The following is a 20496-nucleotide window of genomic DNA, read 5'->3' on the forward strand; positions in this document are numbered from 1 at the left end:
AGCCAATTCCGGCATTTCTCAAGAGGAAACGACAATGCGTGTCTACTACGATCGCGACGCCGATCTGAACCTGATCAAGGGCAAGAAGGTGGTCATCGTCGGCTACGGCAGCCAGGGCCATGCCCATGCGCTGAACCTGAAGGATTCCGGCGTCAAGGACGTCGCGATCGCGCTGCGCAAGGGCTCGGCCTCGGCCAAGAAGGCCGAAGGCGCCGGCTTCAAGGTGATGGAAGTCGCCGAGGCCGCCAAGTGGGCCGACCTCGTGATGATGCTGACCCCGGACGAGCTGCAGGGCGACATCTACCGCGAGCACCTGCACGACAACATGAAGCAGGGCGCCGCGCTGGTGTTCGCGCACGGCCTCAACGTCCATTTCAACCTGCTCGACCCGCGCGCCGATCTCGACGTGCTGATGATCGCGCCGAAGGGCCCCGGCCACACCGTCCGCTCCGAGTACCAGCGCGGCGGCGGCGTGCCCTGCCTGATCGCGATCGCCAAGGATTCCTCGGGCAATGCCCATGACCTCGGCCTGTCCTACGCCTCGGCGATCGGCGGCGGCCGCGCCGGCATCATCGAGACCACGTTCAAGGAAGAGTGCGAGACCGACCTGTTCGGCGAGCAGGCGGTGCTGTGCGGCGGTCTGGTCGAGCTGATCAAGGCCGGCTACGAGACGCTGACGGAGGCCGGCTATGCTCCGGAGATGGCCTATTTCGAGTGCCTCCACGAGGTGAAGCTGATCGTCGACCTGATCTATGAAGGCGGCATCGCCAACATGAACTACTCGATCTCCAACACGGCCGAATATGGCGAGTACGTCACCGGCCCGCGCATCATCACCCCCGAGACCAAGGCGGAGATGAAGCGCGTGCTCGACGACATCCAGTCCGGCCGCTTCGCGCGCGACTGGATGCTGGAGAACAAGGTCAACCAGTCCTCGTTCAAGGCCACCCGCGCCCGTCTCGCCCAGCACCCGATCGAGGAAGTCGGCGCCCGCCTGCGCGACATGATGCCCTGGATCAAGAAGGGCGCGCTGGTCGACAAGAGCAAGAACTGATTGGCTTGATCGATGGCTGGGACCGCGGCATCGCGGTCTTGGCCATCAGCGCAATCGAGAGCCTCCGTCTTCGTCGGGCGGAGGCTTTTTTGTGATCGCACTGAGTTGGCCAAGCTGCCTGCGACAACAAAGACCGTCATCCCGGCCAACGCCGGGATCCATAACCACCGGCCTTGGTGGTTGAAAAGACTGGCTACTCAGAGGTCTCTCCGCCAACCCGCAGCGCGCGGTATGGCCCCGGCGTTCGCCGGGACGACGGCGGAGGCTGAGGCGTGAGCGGGGGCTGGGCCGCTGGGAAGGCTGAGACGCATGCCGAGCCCGAGAGGCTCAAACAGGCTGAGGTGCGGCGGAGGATAACGCCCTTATTCACGCACGGACCGCGCCCGACCCTCTCACTTCTCGACCTTGTTGTGCACCATCCAGAACCGCAGGGTGCGCTGGGCGGTGTCCAGGGACAGGCGGCCATAGTCGCGTTCGGCGAGCTTGAGGGTGTCGCTGTCGATGGCATGCTTGATCGGGCGGTGGGTCAGGATCTTCGCCACCACCGACCAGGTCATCCCCGCCGCGCGGCAGGGGATCAGGACGATGTCGGTGCGCGGGCCCTCCAGCACCTTGGCCATCATCTCGGTCGGCACGTTGTTGAGCAGGCCGAGAGCGGCGGCGACCTCGCCGAAACGGCGGGTCTCGGCGAAGAAGCCGATGGCGGAATCGTTCAGCTCGTTCAGCCCCTTCATCCGCTTGACGGCCTCCTCAGCCAGCGAGAAGTCGCGGCCGATCAGGCCGCCATCGCTGCGCGCGACGTCGGCAATCGCCTTGATGACCTTCTTGATCTCCTGCTGCAGCGCCGGCGGCGCCGAGGCCAACAGCTTGGTGCGCACGGAATCGGTGGCGCGGCGCAGGAGGTCGCGCAGATGCTTGTTGGGTAGGTCGACGCGCAGGCCGATGATCTCGGTCAGCTCGTCGTCGTCCTCGGCATGCGCCATCATCCCGGAATAGCCGGTCTCGGAGAACCGCGCGGTCTGGTTGTTGGCGAGCTTGCGGATCACGCGGATCTCACCGCGGTCGACGATGATGTCGGTGACGGCCTCGGTCAGATGCGGGCGGCTCGAGATCGCCATCAGGTGGTCCTGGCCCTTGGTCGCGGCGACCTCGACCAGCGTGTGCTCGGTCAGCCGGGTCGAGTGCATCAGGACGTCCTTGGCGACCGAGATCTCGTCGTCGCGGGCGAGCTGCTGGATCACGTCGACGGGGGCGTAGTCGACCGGCGCGAGATGCTTGCTGAGCTCGGCGCGCGCCCGGGTCTCGACGCGGGAGACCAGCATGCAGAGCACGTTGTCGAACACCTTAATCTGCTCCTCGCTGAGGCGTTCGCCGTCATGCAGGAACAGGTTGGTGACCTGGCGCAGGGTGTGGACGCGCTTCTCGGACGAGCCGCTGCGGACCGCGTCCTCGAGCTCGGTGATGATCGAGTTTTCTGAAGCTGGAAGCTGTTCTGGCTGATGCACGTTGGCGCTCGTCTGGTCCGGGTGTCCGGGAGCGCGGCGATACGGTCTGGTCCGCAGGAGCTCTCGGCGGCACCATTTTTCGAGACGGGCGATAACAATGTGTTAGGGAGGCGGGACGTAGTACACCGGGGAAACACGGATACGGAAAATTAACGCGAAGCTTGTACCGCTCAGGGCGGAGTGCCTCCGGCCTGTGCCGGTGGTGCTGAGCTGCTCGACCGATCGCGCGGAGTGACGCGGTTCGGGAGGGCTGGTGAGGGTACGAAAGGTTAATGATCTCATAAGGTCATCCGCCTTCCTTCATCCAGTTTGCTCGCCTCCGGCGATCTCACGTCAGCTGTGATCTCCTCAAGCATCGAATTTTAAATCACATTCTTAGCGCGGCTCGTTTGAGCGTGATCGCGCCCGACGGCATGCGCTCCGGGTTCCCCAAGGACGACGAGGGCGGGCCTGCCACGGCCGGTGAAAACAGCGCCAGCATGATGCCGCATCCCGTGCGATAATCGCCGCGCAAATCTTTGAGGTCGCCATGAAATCCGTCGTCATCACCGGAGCCTCCACCGGCATCGGCTATGCCTGCTCCAAGCTCCTGCTCACACGCGGCTTCCGCGTGTTCGGCAGCGTTCGCAAGCCTGACGATGCCGAGCGGCTGCGCCGCGAGCTCGGCACGAGCTTCACGCCGCTGCTGTTCGATGTGACCGATGAGGCGGCGGTGAAGGCGGCGGCTCAGGAGGTGAGGGCGGCGCTCGATGGCGAGGCGCTCGCGGGCCTCGTCAACAATGCCGGCATCGCCGTCGCCGGTCCGGTGACGGAGCTGCCCATCGCGCAGTTTCGTCACCAGATGGAGGTCAACGTCATCGGCCCGGTCATCGCCACCCAGGCCTTCGCGCCGCTGCTCGGGGCCGACCCGGCGATGCGCGGAGAGCGCGGGCGGATCGTGATGATCAGCTCGGTGGCGGGCCGCAACGGCAATCCGCTGCTGGCGCCATATTCCACCTCCAAGCATGCGGTCGAGGGGCTGTCGGAAAGCCTGCGCCGCGAGCTGATGCTGTTCGGCATCGACGTCATCATCGTCGCGCCCGGCGCGGTGAAGACGCCGATCTGGGCCAAGGCGGAGGAGGTCGACCTGACGCCCTATCAGACGTCGCCATTCTTCCCGGCGCTGCAGAAGATCCGCGGCTTCATGCTGCATCTGGCCAAGACCGGGCTGCCGGCCGAGACCATCGCCGAGCGGGTCGTGGCGGCGCTGACGGCGCCGGCGCCGAAGGTGCGTGACGAGATCGCGCCGGATCCGTTGCGGCAGTGGATCGGGCGCGCGCTTCCCAAGCGGATGGTCGATCGCATCATCGCCAAGCGGCTCGGCCTTTTGCCGGTGATCAAGCCCTGATGCCGGTTGTGACCACGACGGGCAAGACCCAGGCCGAGCTCACGCGTCTGGTCGAGGACGCGATCCGTCAGCAGCCGGGATGCGAGACCGCGCGCGTGCCCGCCGTCCACGCGCTCGAGGTACGCAGCGGCCGCAACTGGGAGATCCCGCACGTCATCCTCGGCGACAGCCTGATCAGCGACGTCGACCGCGCGGTGATGAGCGTGCAACGCCGTCTGGGGCGGGAATTTCATCTGACGGACGGTGACGCGGCGGATGCGGTATCGAACTCGGCCGACGCACCATACCCGGCAACGGATCAGTCCTGACGGCTTGCATCGCGATCGCGCGAATCGAGCGCCGCCACCCGCATCGTCGGGTGTGGGAAACCGGCGACACTGCCGGCAAGTCACGATCGTCGCGCAGCCTCGATAGCGGCGCCGGAAGACGTGTAAGCCGCGGAATTGACTCGCCTATCGGATCGGCTGCAGGCGCGATCGCCCGGTTGTGCCGGATTTGCGTGTCGTATTTTACCCATGATTGGTTTTTTCGATGCAGCTTTCCGCGGGGGCATTGGAATGTTCGATCATCATTTCCTGGGCGGGCTAGCTCACGACCAGATTGCGCTGCTGTTCATGGCCGCCGCGGCGAAGGCGCCGCGTCGGTCCGCCGTGCGCATGTCAACACGGGTTGCCGGCATCAGCGCCGCCATTCTCGCCATCGCGACCATCGTGATGGCCTGCTACATCGCCCATATGGAATTGACCGGGCTGCGGGCCACCGGCCAGGTGATCGCGATCAGGGTCGACGCCGCTGGCCCCGATCGGGAGCCGACCTATTATCCGGTGATCGAGTTCGCCGCCGCGTCCGGTGCGCTGCTGCGCTTCGAGGATTTCGGCGGCGGCTCGCCGCGCTATCGGGTCGGCGATCCCGTCCCGGTGCTGTATCGCGGTGACGAGGCATCGTTGTTTGCGATCGTCGATCGGGATCGCAGCTCGAATCTGCTGCTTCCTTTGCTGCCGCTCTGCGGAGCGCTGTGGTTCGGCTGGCCCTTCGTGCGGCGCATCCGGCTCCGTCTGCCGGCCATGGCTTCTGGCGGCACGGCCTCTCTGGCCGTGCCGAGTGCGATGCGGTCGCGGCGGCGAATGATGAACGTTTGACAACGGCGCGCCGCCGCAGGCGTCGCTCGCAACGCGAGACAAGCCTTCGGCACTCCGGGCAAATCCGGGCTGTTGTTATTTGTGACGATTTCATTACGGTCGCATGACAGGATCTGATGTCCTTGATCTGCCGGCATGCGCCGGCGAGGGGCGCCTCCTGATCGACCGCCTGATGTCACTGACGCCGAACCACGAACCGATCACGACGCTCACCGCGGGCAGCGCCACTCGCTCAGCCGCGGTGCGGTTCTCCGCCGTCGCGGCGCCGCATGTGGCCGCGCTCGCCCTGATGCTGCACACCGAGACCGATTTCGGCTCTCGGCTCGGCTTCCTGCTGGCCTGGGGCATCCTGAACGGCTTCTGGCTGGTGCTGCTGCGGCGGCCGGCGGTGTCGGGCGCGCTGGCGCTGACCATGGTCGTGGTGCTGGTGCTGCTGTCCCAGCTCAAGCATGCCGTGGTCCAGATGACCGCGAACTTCGTCGACGTGATGCTGATCGACCATGACAGCGCGGCGTTCCTGTTCACGATCTTCCCGAACCTGAAGCTGTCGGTGCTGGTGGCGGCGGCGGTCGTATTGCCCTTGATGGGTCTGTTATGGTGGGCCGATCCGTTTCGCGTGGCGCGGCTGCCCGCGCTCGCGGGCAAGCTCGCCTGCCTCGCGGCGCTGACGCTGTATTCGCTCAACTGGCGCGACGAGGCGTGGCGCGGCTATTACGACGACGGCTATCTCTCGAAATTCGCGCGCTCCGGCGTCACCGCCGTGTCGGACTTCCTCGCCAACGGCTTCATGGAGTCCGATGCGACGGCCGACCGCAAGCTGGCGGCCTTCGTCCCGGATTCCTGCCATCCCGCCGGACGGCGGCCGAACATCGTGCTGATCCATGACGAGTCGAGCTTCGACATCCGCTCGGCTGATGGCATCAAGGTGCCGGACGGCTATGGCAGCCACTTCAAGTCGTTCGACGGCAAGGCGCGGCAGTTCATGGCCGAGAGCAATGGCGGGCCGAGCTGGTTCACCGAGTACAACGTGCTCGCCGGTCTGTCGTCGCGCTCGTTCGGCCGCTTCGCCTATTTCGTGACGCGGATCGCGTCGGGGCGCGTCGAGCGCGGCCTGCCGCTGGCGCTGCGCAATTGCGGCTACGACACCGTGTCGCTGTATCCCGCGCATGGCGCCTTCATGAGCGCGCGCAGCTTCCAGACCACGGTCGGCGTCGACCGCTTCCTGGACGCGCGCGATCTCGGCGCCAAGGGTGTCGAGCCCGACGGCTTCTTCTACGACGCCGCGCTCGATTTGATGCAGCAGCGGCAGCGCAACAAGCCGCTGTTCATGTTCGTCTATCTCGCCGCCAATCATTTCCCCTGGGAGACGACGTTCCGGCCCGACCTGACGCCGTCCTGGCGTGCGCCGGGCAATGGGCCTGCGATCGACGAATATCTGCGCCGCCAAGCGATGAGCGCGTCGGACTATCAGCGCTTCCTCGCCAATCTGAAGAAGCGCTTCGGCGACCAGCCGTTCCTGATCGTGCGCTACGGCGATCACCAGCCGGAGTTCTCGCCGCACATCCTGGATCCCAAGCTCGACGAGGCGGGCATCGGCGAGAAGCTCGAGAGCTACGATCCGCGCTATTATGCAACCTATTATGCCGTTGACGCCGTCAATTTCGAACCGCGCCAGAGCAGCGTCGTGATGGATAGGATCGACGCCGCCTACCTGCCGCTGGTCACGTTGGAAGCCGCCGGCATTCCGCTCGACCCGTCCTTCGCCGAGCAGAAGGACATCATGCTCCGCTGCAAGGGCGTATTCTACGCCTGCGGCGACGGCGCCGAGGCGCGCCGCTTCAACCGTATGCTGATCGACGCCGAGCTGATCCGCGGGCTTTAGGGGTCTGCAGAGAAAATCTCAGGTCTGCTCAAGACGACTTTTTCCCCGTTTCTTTGTAGACGTCAACGACGTCACTCTTAAGCCGAGATGGAGTCGTTTTTGATTTTTTGGCGGTCGATGCTTTAGCCTTTGTGGGTGCAGGCGACGGCAATGCGGAGCCATCGGCTAAGGCGTTGAGGTGGTCTCGACGCCAGCCTGCGCTGCTCTTTTTCAACTCCGGGTGATGTTTGTCGAGCCGGGTGACAACGCTCTTGACTTCAGCGTCCTTCAGTCCCTCAAGGATCAAACCGAATTGGGATGTACCCAGTGCTTCTCGGACGTCGCGCAGCACGTCAAGTCCGATCGATTTGTGCTTAAGGCACTTGACGAGAAGCGCTCTAGCTTGCTTGTCGACATCAGCTCGGATCGGGGCAAAAAGATTCGCGTGTTTGCCGACCTGCTCGAATACTTCAAAGCCGTTAAGCGCGATTGGCATCGAGAGCATCTCCTATCTCTCGGACCAAGTCCGACAATAGCGGAGCAAGGGCCGATCCCCATTTTTGGGTGAAGCTTGGAAATCTATCAATTTGGCTGAGCGCATTTGCGATCGAAACCGCTTCGGGTATCTCCGTCTCGAAGACATGGAAAGCAGGCTTCGTTGCCGTTGCTTCGTTACGAAGCAACTCTGCTGTTTGCGCGTGAATTTTGACCTGTCTACGGCGGGTGATGAGGACGTGAGGTTTTCGAGGAGTCCTTCTTGCACCCTCTAGACCCCGATCGGAGAGGGCCGCGCAGAACGTCTGCAGGCCGAAGGTCGATAGAAAGTCCGCAATGGTCGGGACAATCACGAGATCGGCAAGTCTAATGCTGACCTCCGTAAGAACCGAGATGCCCGGAGCGCAGTCGATTAGGATGAAATCAAAGGCTTTCTTTTGCTTTAGCAGCTGGGCGTTCACGACACCTGAGAGGCCTCTGACGATCTCTGACCAACTCATTCTACGCTGCGTCAGGTCGTGAATGATCCGTTGTTCAAAATGCCTGAGATTCGGACTAGATGGCAGCAGCGAGATTGGGAGCTGCTGATTGAGGTGCGTGACGTTACTCACGTTGTTGCGAATACATTCGTTGAATGCCAGTTTTTTGTCGCCAAGTAGGTTGTTTTCGAGGAACCCTTCGATGGTTGCCTTTCGCGCGATCAAGGTGGCCAGCAAGGAATCACCAGCGAGGCATATCGATGCGTTCGCCTGGGGATCGAGGTCGATGACGAGAGTCCGATTTCCGGAGGCAGCCAGGGCTTCAGCTAGGGATACGACTGTTGTCGTTTTTCCAACGCCACCTTTCATATTGGCTACGGCGATGACTCTCGCGTTCATGCTTAGGGAGCCTCAAGTGCAGTCCGCAGTAGTTTCACCTCGCGAAGATCCAATCGCTGCTCAAGGAAGCCGTCGACCGCGGCCTGAGGCGTCGACTTTCGTACCGGATCGAGAATGGTTTCGAATTTCTCGTCGTCTTTAGGGTCGTGAATTCGGATCAGCCCGACGCCATGCTGGCTGCACTGCGCGGTGATCTCCTGCAACCGGGCTTGAGCCGCGGAGTCTCTGGGCAAGTGCCAAACAAGATAGCCAAAATGGGTGAACCGTGTCTGAGCTAGGGCTTCGTAGACGGCAAGATCGGTTGCTCCAAACTCTGCCTTGAGTTCAAACGAATAAACGTCGAGCTGGGCGCCCGGCATGATACGAAACCTCATAGCCGTTGCGAGAATGAAGTCAGGCCGTGCCCAGCGGCCTAGTGGCGGGCCGATCCGCGAGGTGTCTTTCACGAGACACACGCCATGCTTGGGGATATCCAACTCGTTCTGAAACGGTCCCGTCAGGTATCGTTCCAGATGCGGCATGAGTTGAATCTCAGATAGTGCATCGCTGGGTTCCGCCCGTGGAGCGCGCCCGCTCTCGTCTTTCGCGAGGAATACTTGGCCACCTTGACCACGGAGTCTACCAATCTGTCCTGCCTCGGACAGGAGATCCCGAGCTTTCTCATAGAGATCGTCTGGTATTGTCTGAGCAAAGTCACGCGACAACATAACGCGCAAAACCCGATTGAGCACAGGTGTGCCATCAGGAGGCAATAGTGCTTTTAGGCGGTCTGCAACCGCCCGAGCGGAAAGCGCAGGCATTCACCATGTCCCAACCAGCCGCAACCTTAAAGAGAACTCTCAATACCTGCAAGATTTACTGTGGCTGGACGGGGCTCAGGTGACTTCTGCATACTGGGCCCGCTGGCAATAGCAGCGACTTTACCTGGAGGCCGCCGGCATTCCGCTCGATCCGTCCTTTGCCGAGCAGAAGGACATCATGCTCCGCTGCAAGGGCGTGTTCTACGCCTGCGGCGACGGCGCAGAGGCGCGCCGCTTCAACCGCATGCTGATCGACGCCGAGCTGATCCGCGGGCTTTAGGGGTCTGCAGCGAGACAGATTGAGGTCTGCTCCAGAAGGCGCCTTTCCGGTTCCGTCCTCCGTCCGGAGGATGACAGTCGCGACGCCAATGCCTAGCTCATCTGCATCCGCAACATGGGAGGTTGATATGACGTCGTCCGTCAAGGAGATGCTGGCCGCGGCCAATGCCGCGGTGCCGAAGATCACGCCGGCCGAGGCGAAGGCGATGATCGCCAAGGGCAACACGCTGGTGCTCGACGTGCGCGATGCGCCGGAGATCGAGAAGAGCGGCAAAATCGAAGGCGCCCACCACGTCTCGCGCGGCATGCTCGAATTCCGCGCCGATCCGGACTCGCCGTATCACGACAAGGCCTTTGCCAAGGACAAGACCATCATCCTGTATTGCGCCTCCGGCGGCCGCTCGGCGCTGTCGGGCAAGACGCTCAAGGATCTCGGCTACGACAAGGTGTTCAATGTCGGCGCGTTCAAGGACTGGGCCGAAAGCGGCGGCCCGGTCGACAAACCGATCGAGGCGGGGATGTAGCTTGCGTGCATGGGGCAGGCGAAAGCCTGCTCCATGCCCCGCCGTCATTCGGGCTCGCGGAAGGCGAGACCCGTGGACGGGCATGACAGCGGAGCTTGGACCATAGCCGTCATCGCGAGCGTAGCGAAGCGATCCAGGGGCGACACAGATGATGTGCATTTTAGCCCCTGGATTGCTTCGCTACGCTCGCAATGACGGTGGTGAACAGTGTCGCCCCACCACGGTGTCATCGCCCGGCTTGACCGGGCGATCCAGTACGCCGAAACCTTGGTGAGTCCTCCGAGAGCTCGCGGCGTACTGGATGCCCGCCTGCGCGGGCATGACGCCGGAGTTTGAATTATGACAGTCAGCGCGAGCTTCGGCGGACACGTCGCTGCGTTCCCCATGACGCGCTCAGGCAGCGGGCCTCACTTCGAAATCTTGCTCCACAGCCAGCGCGCGACCGCCTGTGGCGACGACTCCGCGTCGCTTCCGGAAGCGCGCAGATTTGCTTGCTGCATCGTCGCGATGTCGATGCGGCCGAGCAGGGGGCGCAAGGCATCCTGCAATGCGCGGTCATCAGTGCGCTTCGGCGACAGCAGCAGGATCGCGTCGTAAGGCGGGATCGCATGCTTGGGATCGTCGAGCACGACGAGATCGTATTTCGCGATCAGCCCGTCGCTGGTGTAGCCGGCGATGATGTCCACCTCGCCCGAGGCGACGGCGGCGTACATGAAGTCCGGCTGCATCTGGCGCTGGGCGCGGAAGGCGAGGCCATAGGCGTCGCGCAAGGCGGCCCATTCCGGCCGGGAGAAGAACTCGTAGTCGCCGGCGATCGACATGCCGGATGTATGCCGCGCGAGATCCTCGATCGCGCGGATGCCGAGCGCCTCGGCCTTCTTGCGCGGCATCACCAGCGCATAGGCGTTCTCGAAGCCGAGCTCGCCGAGCAGGGTGACCTTGTCCTTGGCGAGATCCTGCTTCAAGGCGGCGAGCAGCGCCTCGCGCGGCAACTGCTCCTTGTGATGAAACTGGTTGGCCCACAGCGTGCCGGAGTAATCGACATAGGCATCGATGTCGCCGTTCCTCAGCGCCTCATAGATCACGCTGGAGCCGAGCCCCGCGCGCGACGTGGCCGTGAGACCCGCGGCCTGCAGCCGCTCGCTGATCAGCGCCGACAGCACATATTGCTCGGTGAAGGTCTTTGCGCCGATCACGTAGCGCGCGGAGGTGCCGGCGAGCGAGGGCAGAAGGCTTGCCGCGACCATCAGCGCGATCGTCGCCGTGCCGAGTCCCACGCGCGCGCGGCTGCGCGTGCGCAGCCCGTTCTCGATCAGCGCCAGCAACTGATCGACCACGAGCGCCAGCACCGCGGCCGCGACGCAACCGAATACGACCAGCACCCAGTTCTGCGTCTGCAATCCGGCAAAGATGTAGTTGCCGAGCGAGGTCTGGCCGATCGGCGTCGACAGGGTGGCGGTGCCGATCACCCAGACCGCGGCAGTGCGGATGCCGGCCATGATGACCGGCAGCGCCAGCGGCAGCTCGACCATGGTCAGCGCTTGGCGTTCGGTCATGCCGACGCCCTTGGCGGCCTCGATCAGGCCGGCGTCGACGCCATCAAGTCCGGTGATGGTGTTGCGCAGCACCGGCAGCATCGAATACAGCGCCAGGGCCAGCACCGCCGGCAGGAAGCCGAACGCCGAGAACGACAGGCCGAACCAGCGCAGGCTCAGTGCGGCGAGCGCCAGCAGCAGCGGATAGAACAATGCGAGCAGCGCCAGGCCGGGCACGGTCTGCACCACGCTGGCGAGGCCGAGCAGCAGATTGCGCAGCGACGGTTTGTTGCGCGCGAGCAGCGCCAAAGGAAAGCTGATCACGAGGCCGAGCGCCAGCGCGGCGATGCTGACGCGCAGATGACTGCCGAGATAGTCGGCGAGATGCGACAGCGCCTCGGCCAAGCGCGGATCGGACAGCAGGCTCATGCGGCGCCGCCTTCGGGCAGCAGCGCTGCGAGCCGTGCGGCTTGGCGCCGCGGCGTCGACATCAGCTCCGTCACATAGGGCTCGCGGCTGGCTGCGAGCTCCGCGGCCGTGCCGACCTCGATTAGGCGGCCCGTCCGCATCACCGCAATGCGATCAGCCAAGAGCAGGGCTTCGGTGATGTCGTGGGTGATCATCAGCGTGGTCAGTCCGAGCTTCTCGTGCAGCGCGCAATAATCGTGACCGAGCGCATCGCGCGTCAGCGGATCGAGCGCGCCGAACGGCTCGTCCATCAGCACGATGCGGGGCTTGGCGGCGAGCGCGCGGGCGACGCCGACGCGCTGGCGCTGGCCGCCTGAGAGCTCGTCGGGCATGCGGTCGCGGTAGGCCTTGCGATCGAGCTGCACGAGGTCGAGCAGCTCGTCGACGCGGGCGGCGATGTCGTTGGCCGGCGTGCCCAGCAGCTTCGGGGTGATGCCGATGTTGGACGCAACCGTCATGTGTGGAAACAGCGCGCCGTTCTGGAACACATTGCCGATCCGCCGTCGCAGGGCGACCGGCTCGAGGCCGCCGATGTCCTCGCCGCCGATGCGGATCGCACCGCCGTCCAGCGCGATCAGGCGGTTGGTCAGCCGCAGCAGCGTGGTCTTGCCCGAGCCGGAGCCGCCGACGATCGCCAGGAACTCGCCCTCGGCGATGTCGAGCGAGACGTCGTCCACCGCGACCACCGGACCGGGGAAAGTCTTGCGGACACGATCATAGGTGATGAGGGGCGTGCGCGGCATGCGGCCTTTCGGGGGCGAGGGGCCTCGGCCCCAGACCTAGCACGTCCGAGGGCTGCGTTGAACTTCACGGCGCAAGCGGCTAAGCCGTCCGGGCCATTTTCGGGGAGGAACTTGGACGTGACGCAGTCAACGGCCGCCGCGGTCTCGCTTGAGGGGACGACGGTCGCATTCCGTCTTGCTGGCGGGCGCACCTATACCGCCGTCGAGACGGCGCAGCTGAGCGTTGAAGACGGCGAGTTCGTCGCCATCGTCGGGCCGACCGGCTGCGGCAAGTCCACTTTGTTGAACGTCGCCGCGGGACTGCTGAAGCCCGCGGCCGGCCACGTGCGCATCTTCGGCAAGCCGCTGGCGGGCCTCAATCGCGAGGCCGGCTACCTGTTCCAGGCGGATGCGCTGTTTCCCTGGAAGACGGCGCTGGAGAACGTCGCGATCGGCCTCGAGGTTGCGGGCACGTCCTCGACCGAAGCTTCCGCCAAGGCGCAGCAATGGCTGACGTCGGTCGGCCTCGGCGCGTTCGGCAACCGCTATCCGCACATGCTGTCGGGCGGCCAGCGCAAGCGCGTCGGCCTCGCCCAGGTGCTGATCCGCAATCCCCGCATCATCCTGATGGACGAGCCGTTCGGCCCGCTCGACGCGCAGACGCGGCAGATCATGGGCAATCTGCTGCTCGACCTCTGGAACGCCGACCGCAAGGCCGTGCTGTTCGTCACCCATGACCTGGAAGAGGCGATCGCGCTCGCCGACCGCGTCGTCATCATGTCGGCCGGTCCGGCCTCGCGCATCATCGGCGACTGGCGCGTGACCCTGCCGCGCCCGCGCGACATCTTCGAGGTGCGCATGAAGCACGAGTTCCACGAGCTGCATCGCGAGATCTGGCAGACGCTGAAGGCCGAGGTCGAGAAGACCTACAAGCAGGCGGAGGCGGTGTGATGTCGCGTTCGAGACTGGCTATCTGCCAAGGGCTCAGCTCAGACTCCCCTCCCCCTTGCGGGGAGGGGTGGGGGGTGGAGGTCCCAGGAAAGATTCTCGCTCGTGGCACCCCCACCCCCGACCCCTCCCCGCAAGGGGGAGGGGGGCCCAGCAGTGCGCGACGCTGCGATCTCGCGTCCCTCATGCAGATGGAAGCAGTATGATGTCGCGTGTCACCCTGCTCGCGCTGCAATTGCTCGTCGCGATCGTCGCGATCGCGTTGTGGCAGTTCTTCGCCACCGTGCCGGTGTTCGGCCGCATCCTGCTGCCGCCGTTCTTCTTCTCCAACCCGGTCGACGTGTTCAGTCAGGTCGTCAAATGGTTCGCGACCGGCGCGATCTGGAAGCATCTCGCGATCACCCTGTGGGAATCGATCCTCGCTTTCGCGATCGGCTCCCTCGGCGGCGTGCTGGTCGGCTTCTGGTTCGCGCGCAAGCCGCTGGTCGCTGCGGTGTTCGATCCCTACGTCAAGATGGCCAACGCGCTGCCGCGCGTGGTGCTGGCGCCGATCTTCACGCTGTGGCTGGGCCTCGGGATCTGGTCCAAGGTCGCGCTCGGCGTCACGCTGGTGTTCTTCATCGTGTTCTTCAACGTCTATCAGGGCGTGAAGGAGGTCTCGACGGTGGTGCGCGACAACGCGCGCATGCTGGGCATGAGCGAGCGGCAGCTGATGCGCCATGTGTATTGGCCATCGGCGCTGTCGTGGATGTTCTCCTCGCTGCATACCTCGGTCGGCTTCGCCGTGGTCGGCGCCGTGGTCGGCGAATATCTCGGCTCGGCCGCGGGCCTCGGCTATTTGATCCAGCAAGCCGAGGGCGTGTTCGACGTCGCCGGCGTGTTCGCCGGCATGTTCGTGCTGTCGGCCTTCGTCATCCTGATCGACATCTGCGTGACGCTGGTGGAACGCCGGCTGCTGGTGTGGCGGCCCGATGCGGCGGATGGGCGATGAGGGCAGTGCTCTCACGCCACCCTCCGCTGTCGTCCCCGCGAACGCGGGGACCCATAACCCCAGGGAGTGGTTTGGGGCAGGCGGGAGGACCAGTCTTTTCTCACCGCGAGATCACGCGGTATGGGTCCCTGCGTTCGCAGGGACGACAGCGGAGGATCTGGCCGCCTTCTCAACTCCACCGCACAGGCCTAGTCTGATCGACAACACGAACGGAGGAAACAACATGAACAAGATCATCGGCCGGGTCACCGGCGCGCTGCTGGCGCTGACGCTCAGCACGGGGATCGCCTCGGCAGCGAGCAAGGTCACGATTGCAGTCGGCGGCGGCGCCTGCCTGTGCTATCTCCCGACGGTCCTCGCCAAGCAGCTCGGCGAATATGAGAAGGCCGGGCTCGACGTCGAGCTGGTCGATCTCAAGGGCGGCTCGGATGCGTTGAAGGCCGTGCTCGGCGGCAGCGCCGATGTCGTCTCCGGCTATTTCGATCATTGTGTCAATCTCGCCGCCAAGAAGCAGGAGATGCAGTCGTTCGTCGTCTACGACCGCTATCCCGGCCTCGTGCTGGTGGTCGCGCCGTCGCACAACAAGGAGATCAACTCCATCAAGGATCTCGCCGGCAAGAAGGTCGGCGTCAGCGCGCCGGGCTCCTCGACCGACTTCTTCCTGAAGTACATGCTGAAGAAGAACGGCCTCGATCCCGCAGGCACTGCCGTGATCGGTGTCGGCCTCGGCGCCACCGCGGTGGCGGCCATGCAGCAGGGCCAGATCGACGCGGCCGTGATGCTCGATCCCTCGGTGACCGTGCTGCAGGGCGCCTATCCGGACCTCAAGATCCTCTCTGATACCCGCACCCAGCACGACACGCTCGAGGTGTTTGGCGGCGAATATCCGGGCGGCGCGCTGTATTCGACGGTGGCCTGGATCGCCGGCCACGAGAAGGAGACGCAGGCGCTCACCAATGCGATCGTCGCGACGCTCGGCTGGATCCATGCGCATACGCCGGAGGAGATCATGGCCAAGATGCCGGAGGAGCTCGTCGGCAAGGACAAGGCGCTGTATCTCGCCGCGCTGAAGAACACGATCCCGATGTATTCGCAGACCGGCAAGATGGACCCGAAGGGCGCGGACGCCGTGCTCGCCGTGTTCTCGACCGGCTCGCCTGAGGTCGCCAAGGCCAATATCGACGTCAGCAAGACCTTCACCAACAAGTTCGTCGAGCAGGCGAAGGCTGCGAAATAACGGGATGACCGACGTCGTCATCCATCGCGTCACCACGCTCGACCTCAAGGTCGAGCCGTTCGAGTGGCCGTTCGCACGAGAGCGCCGCGACGACATCGCGGCGCATTTCGCCGAGCGCCAGCGCGAGAAGCCCGGCCTGTGGAACGGCCGCATCCTGCTCGGGCGTGAGGCCCGCTTCGATCACGGGCAGTTCTCGGCCAGCTATTTCGAGACGGATTTCGCCAGCCTGCTGGCGTGGCGCGACTGGGGCTTTCCGGACCGCACCGCCTTCAACGGCTTCGGCATGGGCGCGATACGCTCCAGCGACGGCGCGTTCGTACTCGGCGAGATGGGCGCGCACACCGCCAATGCCGGCCGGCTGTATTTCCCGGCGGGCACCCCGGATCTCGACGACGTCGACGGCAGCACGCTCGATCTGGCGTCCAACGTCGCGCGTGAGGTCGAGGAGGAGACCGGGCTGACCCCGGCGGACTATCAGGCATCCGCGCATTGGGACTGCGTCGTGACCGGCGCGTCGGTCGCCTTGATGCGCGTGCTCGACGTGGCCGAGACCGGCGAGGTCCTGCAGCGTCGCATCGAAGCCAATCTCGCCGCGCAGGATGAGCCGGAACTCGCAGGCGTCCGGCTGGTTCGGAGCAGGGACGATCTGACGGCAGCGATGCCGCGCTTCGTCACCGCCTTTCTCGAAACCCAGTTCAGCGCCGGAGCGCCTTCCGCATGAGCAAGAAAGCCCGCTCGCTTGCCACCGAGCTCGATCCCTACATCTCGCCGTTCCGGATCGACGGCGGGCACAAGTTTCATCTCAAGTCGCACAAGACCAAGGTGAAGGGCGGGCTCGACAAGGAGCAGGGCGAGGCGATCATCGAGGAGAACCGCAAGCGGCTCGCCGACTTCCAGGAGAAGCTCTACGCGCAGGACCGCTGGTCGGTGCTGGTGCTGCTACAGGGCATGGACGCCTCGGGCAAGGACAGCGCGATCAAGAGCATCTTCGAGGGCGTCAATCCGCAGGGCTGCGAGGTGACCTCGTTCAAGCAGCCGACCTCGAAGGAGCTCGACCACGACTTCATGTGGCGGACCTGCATCGCGCTGCCCGAGCGCGGCCGCATCGGTATCTTCAACCGTTCTTACTACGAGGAATGCCTCGTCACGCGCGTGCATCCGGAGGTGCTGAAAGCCGAGAAGCTGCCGCCAAGGCTCGTCACCAAGAACATCTGGCGCGAGCGCTTCGAGGACATTTCCGCCTTCGAGCGCTATCTCTCGCGCAACGGCACGGTGATCCTGAAGTTCTTCCTCAACATCTCCAAGGAGGAGCAGCGCGAGCGCTTTCTCGACCGGCTCGAGGAGCCGGCGAAGAACTGGAAGTTCTCGATGGGCGACGTCACCGAGCGCGCCAAGTGGCAGCGCTACCAGGCGGTCTATCAGGACATCGTGCGCCACACCTCGACGCCTTACGCGCCGTGGCACGTGGTGCCGGCCGACCACAAATGGTTCGCCCGCGTCGTCATCGGCTCGACCATCGTCGCCGCGCTCGAAAGCCTCGACCTGCACTTTCCGCGCGTCGATCCTGCCTCGCTCGCCGAGTTCAAGGCGGTGCGCAAGGCGCTGGAGAGCGAGGGCAAGGGCGGGAAGAAGGGCTGAGGACGCTCAGCGCCAGCCGCATCGTTCATTATTCGGCGGCGCCGCCCAGCTCGTCATGCCCGGGCTCGACCCGAGCATCCATCTGCTCAATGAAAGCCGTCCAAGAAGCTGGATGGCCGGGTCAAGCCCGGCCATGACGAAGCAGTGAGCTGGGTGCTCGCTTGCCCTCATCATTGAACGAGAGGGAGGATTGACGGCCAGTCCGCACGCGCCGATCCGGCTATCTCGCCTCACGCTGCGCCCGCCCGTCGCGTGTCGTTCACCTGCAGGAAGCGCTGCTCGAATTCCGCGGCCGGCATCGGCTTGCCGAAATGATAGCCCTGGCCCTGCTCGCAGCCGAGCCGGAGCAGGAAGTCGGCGGTGGCCTGGTTCTCGATGCCCTCGGCGATGACGGACAGCCCGAGCTGCTTGCTGAGGCTGACCGTCGAGCCGACGATCGCGGCGTCGTCGGTCTGGGTCAGCACGTCGCGGACGAAGGAGCGATCAATCTTGAGGCCGTCGAGCGGGAACTTCTTGAGATAGCTGAGGCTCGCATAGCCGGTACCGAAATCGTCGAACACCAGGCTGACGCCGAGGGCCTGCAGGCGGTTGAAGGTCTGCAGCACGCCGGGCTCGTCATGCAGCAGGATGTCCTCGGTGACTTCGAGCTCGAGCAGGCCGGGCGACAGCCCGGTCACGGTGAGCAGCTTGCTGACGAAGGCGGCGAGGTCGCCCGACTGAAACTGTGACGGCGACAGGTTGACGCCGACGCGGATCTCCTGGCCGGCGAGCTGCCACTCCCGTGCCTGCCGGCACGCCGTCGCCATCACCCAGGTCGCAACGGCTTCCGACAGCGGCGAAGTATTGACGACCGGGATGAAGTCGCCTGGAGGTACGAGGCCGCGGGTCGGATGCCGCCAGCGGATCAATGCCTCGGCGCCGATCACGCGCCCGCTCAGCAGATCCACCTGGGGCTGGTAGAACAGCTCGAACTCGCGCCGCTCGACCGCGAGCGCAAGCTCGGCCTCGAGCGTCAGCCGCTGCTCGAGCTGCTGGCGGATCGCGCTCTCGAAGATCACGTGACTGCCGCGCACGTCGGTCTTGGCGCGGCACAGCGCAAGATGGGCGTTGCTGAGCAGCTCGTCCGCCGTCTGGCCGCCCTCGGGGTGAACCGCAACGCCAAGGCTGACCTTGACGCGCTGCTGGCGGCCCGCGGCGTCCAGCGGCGCATCGAACAGGCGCGCGAGATGCTCTGCGAGCTCGGCCACGGTGCCGCCGATGGCGGAGCAGGGAATCGCGACGGCAAATTCGTCGCCGCTGAGACGGGCGACGCGGCCCATCCTGCCGATCTCGGCGCGGAGCCGCTCGGCCGCCGCACGCAACACGCTGTCGCCGAAACTGTGGCCCAGCATGTCGTTGATGTGCTGGAAGGCATCGAGGCCGATCACCAGCAGCACCACCTGATCAGCGGCGCCATCCGCCGTCTCGATCATGGCCGCGAGTTCGGTCTGCAGCGTGTTGCGGTTGATCAGCGCGGTCAGCGTGTCGTGCTCTGCGAGATAACGAATACGTTCCGCCTCGCGCTTGCGCAGCGAGATGTCGCGCAGGATCACGCCATATTGCAGGCCGTCGGCGCCCTGCCAGGCCGAGACGCTCGCTTCGACCGGAAACACCTCGCCGTCCTTGCGGCGGCCGTCGAATTCGACGCTGGCTCCGCCGGGCAGCAGCGTGGCCGGCAGCGCCGCCTCTTCCTGCGGGAAGAGATCACGGGCCGCGCCGTCGCCCTCGGCGCGCAGTCGCGCGAAAGGCTGGCCGATGATCTCGTCGGCGCCGTAGCCGAAGATCGCGACCGCGCCGGGATTCCACACCGTGATCCGCTGGTGCTGGTCGGTGCAGACCAGGCCGTCGCCGATCGACATCGCAATCCGCTCGAAGCGGCTTTCGGCGACATGCCGCAGCAGGCCGCGGAAGTCGATCTCGTCGAGCGCGGTGGCGGTGAGATAGGCGACCAGCGCGATCTGCAGCAACGACGTGTCGAGCACCAGCGCGTAGCGGTCGTGCAGCACCAGCGCGATCGCCTCGATGCCGACGCCGATCAGCACGATCAGCAGGCCGCGCCTTGCCGCGGACAGCCGCCGCCAGCTTGCCAGCATGACCGCCACGATCAGCAGCAGGGCGGCGACGGTCGCGACCGTCGTGGTCTTGAGCAGAGTGCGATGCTGAAGGATCGATTCCGCCGCCAGGGCCTGCAGCACGACGCCGGGAAGGACGCGTCCGTTCGGCACGCTGTAGTAATCGCCGAGCTCGATCGCGGTCGCGCCGACGATCACGCGCTTGCCCTTGATCGCGGCCAGCGCATCTGCGTTGCCGCGCAGGACATCGACATACGAGACTTTCGGCAGTGAAGACGGATCGATGCCGTAGTCGATCAGGAATGAGCTGTCCTTGACCGCGTTGCTCCCGGCCAGGAATGCTCCGAAGGATTGCACGAATGTCCTGTCGTGACCGTATTCGCAGTATTCGCCGAACGCGTAGCTCCTGACCCGGCCGTCGCGGGCCACCTCCACGTTCACGAGTGCGGACCACGCCAGCTGCTCGAACTGCGGCAATGGCCGGTTGATGTGAATGGCCGTGCCCTGCTGCGTCGCATTGAGCTGCCTGAAGGCGGGCAGCACGACCGCGCCCTTTGCATGCTGCAGGGCGTCCTGGAAGGCCCGGTCGCCCGCCGCGTCCGAGGGCGAGCTGAAGTCGACATCGAAGGCGACATCGCGAACGCCGGCGCGCTGCAGCTGGTCGAGCAGACGTGCATGGGTGGAGCGTGGCCACGGCCAGACGCCGAGCGCCTCGATCGAGCCGGGGTCGATCGTCACGATCGCGATCTCGCCGCTCGCGGGATGCTTGTTCAGCCGAAAGCGCAGATCGACGAGCGCGTCGCCGAGCAGCTCGTAGCAGCCGGACAGGCCGACCGTGAGCAGCGCAACGACGACCAGAATATGCGGCATGAACCGCCTGAACATGCCCCCTCCCGCCTGTTCGCGGACGGGCTTTTCGTCCCG

18 protein-coding genes are annotated in these 20496 nt (G+C 64.9%); 11 read left to right on the forward strand and 7 right to left on the reverse strand.

Annotation, left to right across the window (positions count from 1 at the left end):
• The first annotated feature begins 34 nt into the window (after positions 1-34).
• Complete coding sequence (gene ilvC, locus BRAD285_RS07050; RefSeq protein ID WP_006613763.1) at positions 35-1054, forward strand: ketol-acid reductoisomerase; 1020 nt, start codon at positions 35-37, stop codon at positions 1052-1054.
• 392 nt (positions 1055-1446) lie between these two features.
• On the opposite strand, the gene BRAD285_RS07055 is transcribed toward ilvC, so the two are convergent.
• The gene (locus BRAD285_RS07055; RefSeq protein WP_006613762.1) at positions 1447-2559 is read right to left on the reverse strand and encodes a DUF2336 domain-containing protein; all 1113 of its coding nucleotides are present in this window, start codon (positions 2557-2559) and stop codon (positions 1447-1449) included.
• Positions 2560-3088: 529 nt separating this feature from the next.
• Here BRAD285_RS07055 and BRAD285_RS07060 point away from each other — a divergent pair.
• The 4 genes from BRAD285_RS07060 (at position 3089) to BRAD285_RS07075 (ending at position 6967) form a co-directional block, all read left to right on the forward strand.
• Positions 3089-3946 (forward strand): SDR family oxidoreductase, encoded by an 858-nt coding sequence (locus BRAD285_RS07060; protein ID WP_006613761.1) that lies wholly within the window; start codon positions 3089-3091, stop codon positions 3944-3946.
• The gene (locus BRAD285_RS07065) at positions 3946-4254 is read left to right on the forward strand and encodes a hypothetical protein (protein ID WP_006613760.1); all 309 of its coding nucleotides are present in this window, start codon (positions 3946-3948) and stop codon (positions 4252-4254) included. The genes BRAD285_RS07060 and BRAD285_RS07065 overlap by 1 nt, the downstream gene beginning before the upstream one ends.
• A gap of 249 nt (positions 4255-4503) precedes the next feature.
• Positions 4504-5085: a DUF3592 domain-containing protein gene (locus BRAD285_RS07070; RefSeq protein WP_006613759.1), complete on the forward strand. Its 582-nt coding sequence runs from the start codon at positions 4504-4506 to the stop codon at positions 5083-5085.
• 172 nt (positions 5086-5257) lie between these two features.
• Complete coding sequence (locus BRAD285_RS07075; RefSeq protein WP_006613758.1) at positions 5258-6967, forward strand: sulfatase-like hydrolase/transferase; 1710 nt, start codon at positions 5258-5260, stop codon at positions 6965-6967.
• A 28-nt stretch (positions 6968-6995) separates the two neighbouring features.
• On the opposite strand, the gene BRAD285_RS07080 is transcribed toward BRAD285_RS07075, so the two are convergent.
• Genes BRAD285_RS07080 through BRAD285_RS07090 form a run of 3 tightly spaced genes read right to left on the reverse strand, consistent with a single transcriptional unit; the run spans position 6996 to position 9119 of the window.
• A complete protein-coding gene (locus BRAD285_RS07080) occupies positions 6996-7442 on the reverse strand; it encodes a hypothetical protein (protein WP_006613757.1) in 447 nt (148 codons plus the stop codon).
• Entirely contained in the window at positions 7426-8319 is an 894-nt protein-coding gene (locus BRAD285_RS07085) for a ParA family protein (protein WP_006613756.1), read from the reverse strand. Before BRAD285_RS07085 ends, BRAD285_RS07080 begins: the two co-directional genes overlap by 17 nt.
• Positions 8320-8321: 2 nt before the next feature.
• A complete protein-coding gene (locus tag BRAD285_RS07090) occupies positions 8322-9119 on the reverse strand; it encodes a hypothetical protein (RefSeq protein ID WP_006613755.1) in 798 nt (265 codons plus the stop codon).
• Positions 9120-9526: 407 nt separating this feature from the next.
• Between BRAD285_RS07090 and BRAD285_RS07095 the strand changes: the two genes are divergently transcribed.
• Positions 9527-9922 (forward strand): rhodanese-like domain-containing protein, encoded by a 396-nt coding sequence (locus tag BRAD285_RS07095; RefSeq protein ID WP_006613753.1) that lies wholly within the window; start codon positions 9527-9529, stop codon positions 9920-9922.
• 407 nt (positions 9923-10329) lie between these two features.
• On the opposite strand, the gene BRAD285_RS07100 is transcribed toward BRAD285_RS07095, so the two are convergent.
• A complete protein-coding gene (locus BRAD285_RS07100) occupies positions 10330-11886 on the reverse strand; it encodes an ABC transporter permease/substrate-binding protein (protein WP_006613752.1) in 1557 nt (518 codons plus the stop codon).
• Complete coding sequence (locus BRAD285_RS07105; RefSeq protein ID WP_006613751.1) at positions 11883-12668, reverse strand: ATP-binding cassette domain-containing protein; 786 nt, start codon at positions 12666-12668, stop codon at positions 11883-11885. Before BRAD285_RS07105 ends, BRAD285_RS07100 begins: the two co-directional genes overlap by 4 nt.
• 117 nt (positions 12669-12785) lie before the next feature.
• On the opposite strand from BRAD285_RS07105, the gene BRAD285_RS07110 reads away from it, so the two are divergent.
• From BRAD285_RS07110 to BRAD285_RS07130, 5 genes are all read left to right on the forward strand, one after another.
• Positions 12786-13598: an ABC transporter ATP-binding protein gene (locus BRAD285_RS07110; RefSeq protein WP_006613750.1), complete on the forward strand. Its 813-nt coding sequence runs from the start codon at positions 12786-12788 to the stop codon at positions 13596-13598.
• Positions 13599-13800: 202 nt separating this feature from the next.
• Positions 13801-14586 carry an ABC transporter permease gene (locus BRAD285_RS07115; RefSeq protein WP_006613749.1) on the forward strand — a complete coding sequence of 262 codons (786 nt, stop codon included), beginning with the start codon at positions 13801-13803 and terminating at the stop codon, positions 14584-14586.
• 223 nt (positions 14587-14809) lie between these two features.
• Positions 14810-15823: an ABC transporter substrate-binding protein gene (locus BRAD285_RS07120; protein ID WP_006613748.1), complete on the forward strand. Its 1014-nt coding sequence runs from the start codon at positions 14810-14812 to the stop codon at positions 15821-15823.
• A 4-nt stretch (positions 15824-15827) separates the two neighbouring features.
• Positions 15828-16544, forward strand: a complete 717-nt coding sequence (locus BRAD285_RS07125) for an NUDIX hydrolase (RefSeq protein WP_006613747.1) — start codon at positions 15828-15830, stop codon at positions 16542-16544.
• Positions 16541-17461, forward strand: a complete 921-nt coding sequence (locus tag BRAD285_RS07130) for a polyphosphate kinase 2 family protein (RefSeq protein WP_006613746.1) — start codon at positions 16541-16543, stop codon at positions 17459-17461. Before BRAD285_RS07125 ends, BRAD285_RS07130 begins: the two co-directional genes overlap by 4 nt.
• 230 nt (positions 17462-17691) lie before the next feature.
• Here BRAD285_RS07130 and BRAD285_RS07135 read toward each other — a convergent pair whose 3' ends face one another.
• A complete protein-coding gene (locus BRAD285_RS07135) occupies positions 17692-20457 on the reverse strand; it encodes an EAL domain-containing protein (protein ID WP_006613745.1) in 2766 nt (921 codons plus the stop codon).
• Between the last annotated feature and the right edge of the window lie 39 nt (positions 20458-20496).

This window comes from Bradyrhizobium sp. ORS 285 (assembly GCF_900176205.1).
In the GTDB taxonomy this organism is placed as follows: domain Bacteria; phylum Pseudomonadota; class Alphaproteobacteria; order Rhizobiales; family Xanthobacteraceae; genus Bradyrhizobium.

What these genes read in the sequence shown, in the direction of transcription:
- BRAD285_RS07125 (WP_006613747.1), top strand. Translation starts at nt 15,828, where the DNA reads ATGACCGACGTCGTCATCCATCGCGTCACCACGCTCGACCTCAAGGTC.
- BRAD285_RS07085 (WP_006613756.1), bottom strand. Translation starts at nt 8,319, where the DNA reads ATGAACGCGAGAGTCATCGCCGTAGCCAATATGAAAGGTGGCGTTGGA.
- BRAD285_RS07065 (WP_006613760.1), top strand. Translation starts at nt 3,946, where the DNA reads ATGCCGGTTGTGACCACGACGGGCAAGACCCAGGCCGAGCTCACGCGT.
- ilvC (WP_006613763.1), top strand. Translation starts at nt 35, where the DNA reads ATGCGTGTCTACTACGATCGCGACGCCGATCTGAACCTGATCAAGGGC.
- BRAD285_RS07120 (WP_006613748.1), top strand. Translation starts at nt 14,810, where the DNA reads ATGAACAAGATCATCGGCCGGGTCACCGGCGCGCTGCTGGCGCTGACG.
- BRAD285_RS07100 (WP_006613752.1), bottom strand. Translation starts at nt 11,886, where the DNA reads ATGAGCCTGCTGTCCGATCCGCGCTTGGCCGAGGCGCTGTCGCATCTC.
- BRAD285_RS07060 (WP_006613761.1), top strand. Translation starts at nt 3,089, where the DNA reads ATGAAATCCGTCGTCATCACCGGAGCCTCCACCGGCATCGGCTATGCC.
- BRAD285_RS07135 (WP_006613745.1), bottom strand. Translation starts at nt 20,457, where the DNA reads ATGTTCAGGCGGTTCATGCCGCATATTCTGGTCGTCGTTGCGCTGCTC.
- BRAD285_RS07080 (WP_006613757.1), bottom strand. Translation starts at nt 7,442, where the DNA reads ATGCCAATCGCGCTTAACGGCTTTGAAGTATTCGAGCAGGTCGGCAAA.
- BRAD285_RS07105 (WP_006613751.1), bottom strand. Translation starts at nt 12,668, where the DNA reads ATGCCGCGCACGCCCCTCATCACCTATGATCGTGTCCGCAAGACTTTC.
- BRAD285_RS07115 (WP_006613749.1), top strand. Translation starts at nt 13,801, where the DNA reads ATGTCGCGTGTCACCCTGCTCGCGCTGCAATTGCTCGTCGCGATCGTC.
- BRAD285_RS07075 (WP_006613758.1), top strand. Translation starts at nt 5,258, where the DNA reads ATGTCACTGACGCCGAACCACGAACCGATCACGACGCTCACCGCGGGC.
- BRAD285_RS07090 (WP_006613755.1), bottom strand. Translation starts at nt 9,119, where the DNA reads ATGCCTGCGCTTTCCGCTCGGGCGGTTGCAGACCGCCTAAAAGCACTA.
- BRAD285_RS07095 (WP_006613753.1), top strand. Translation starts at nt 9,527, where the DNA reads ATGACGTCGTCCGTCAAGGAGATGCTGGCCGCGGCCAATGCCGCGGTG.
- BRAD285_RS07130 (WP_006613746.1), top strand. Translation starts at nt 16,541, where the DNA reads ATGAGCAAGAAAGCCCGCTCGCTTGCCACCGAGCTCGATCCCTACATC.
- BRAD285_RS07070 (WP_006613759.1), top strand. Translation starts at nt 4,504, where the DNA reads ATGTTCGATCATCATTTCCTGGGCGGGCTAGCTCACGACCAGATTGCG.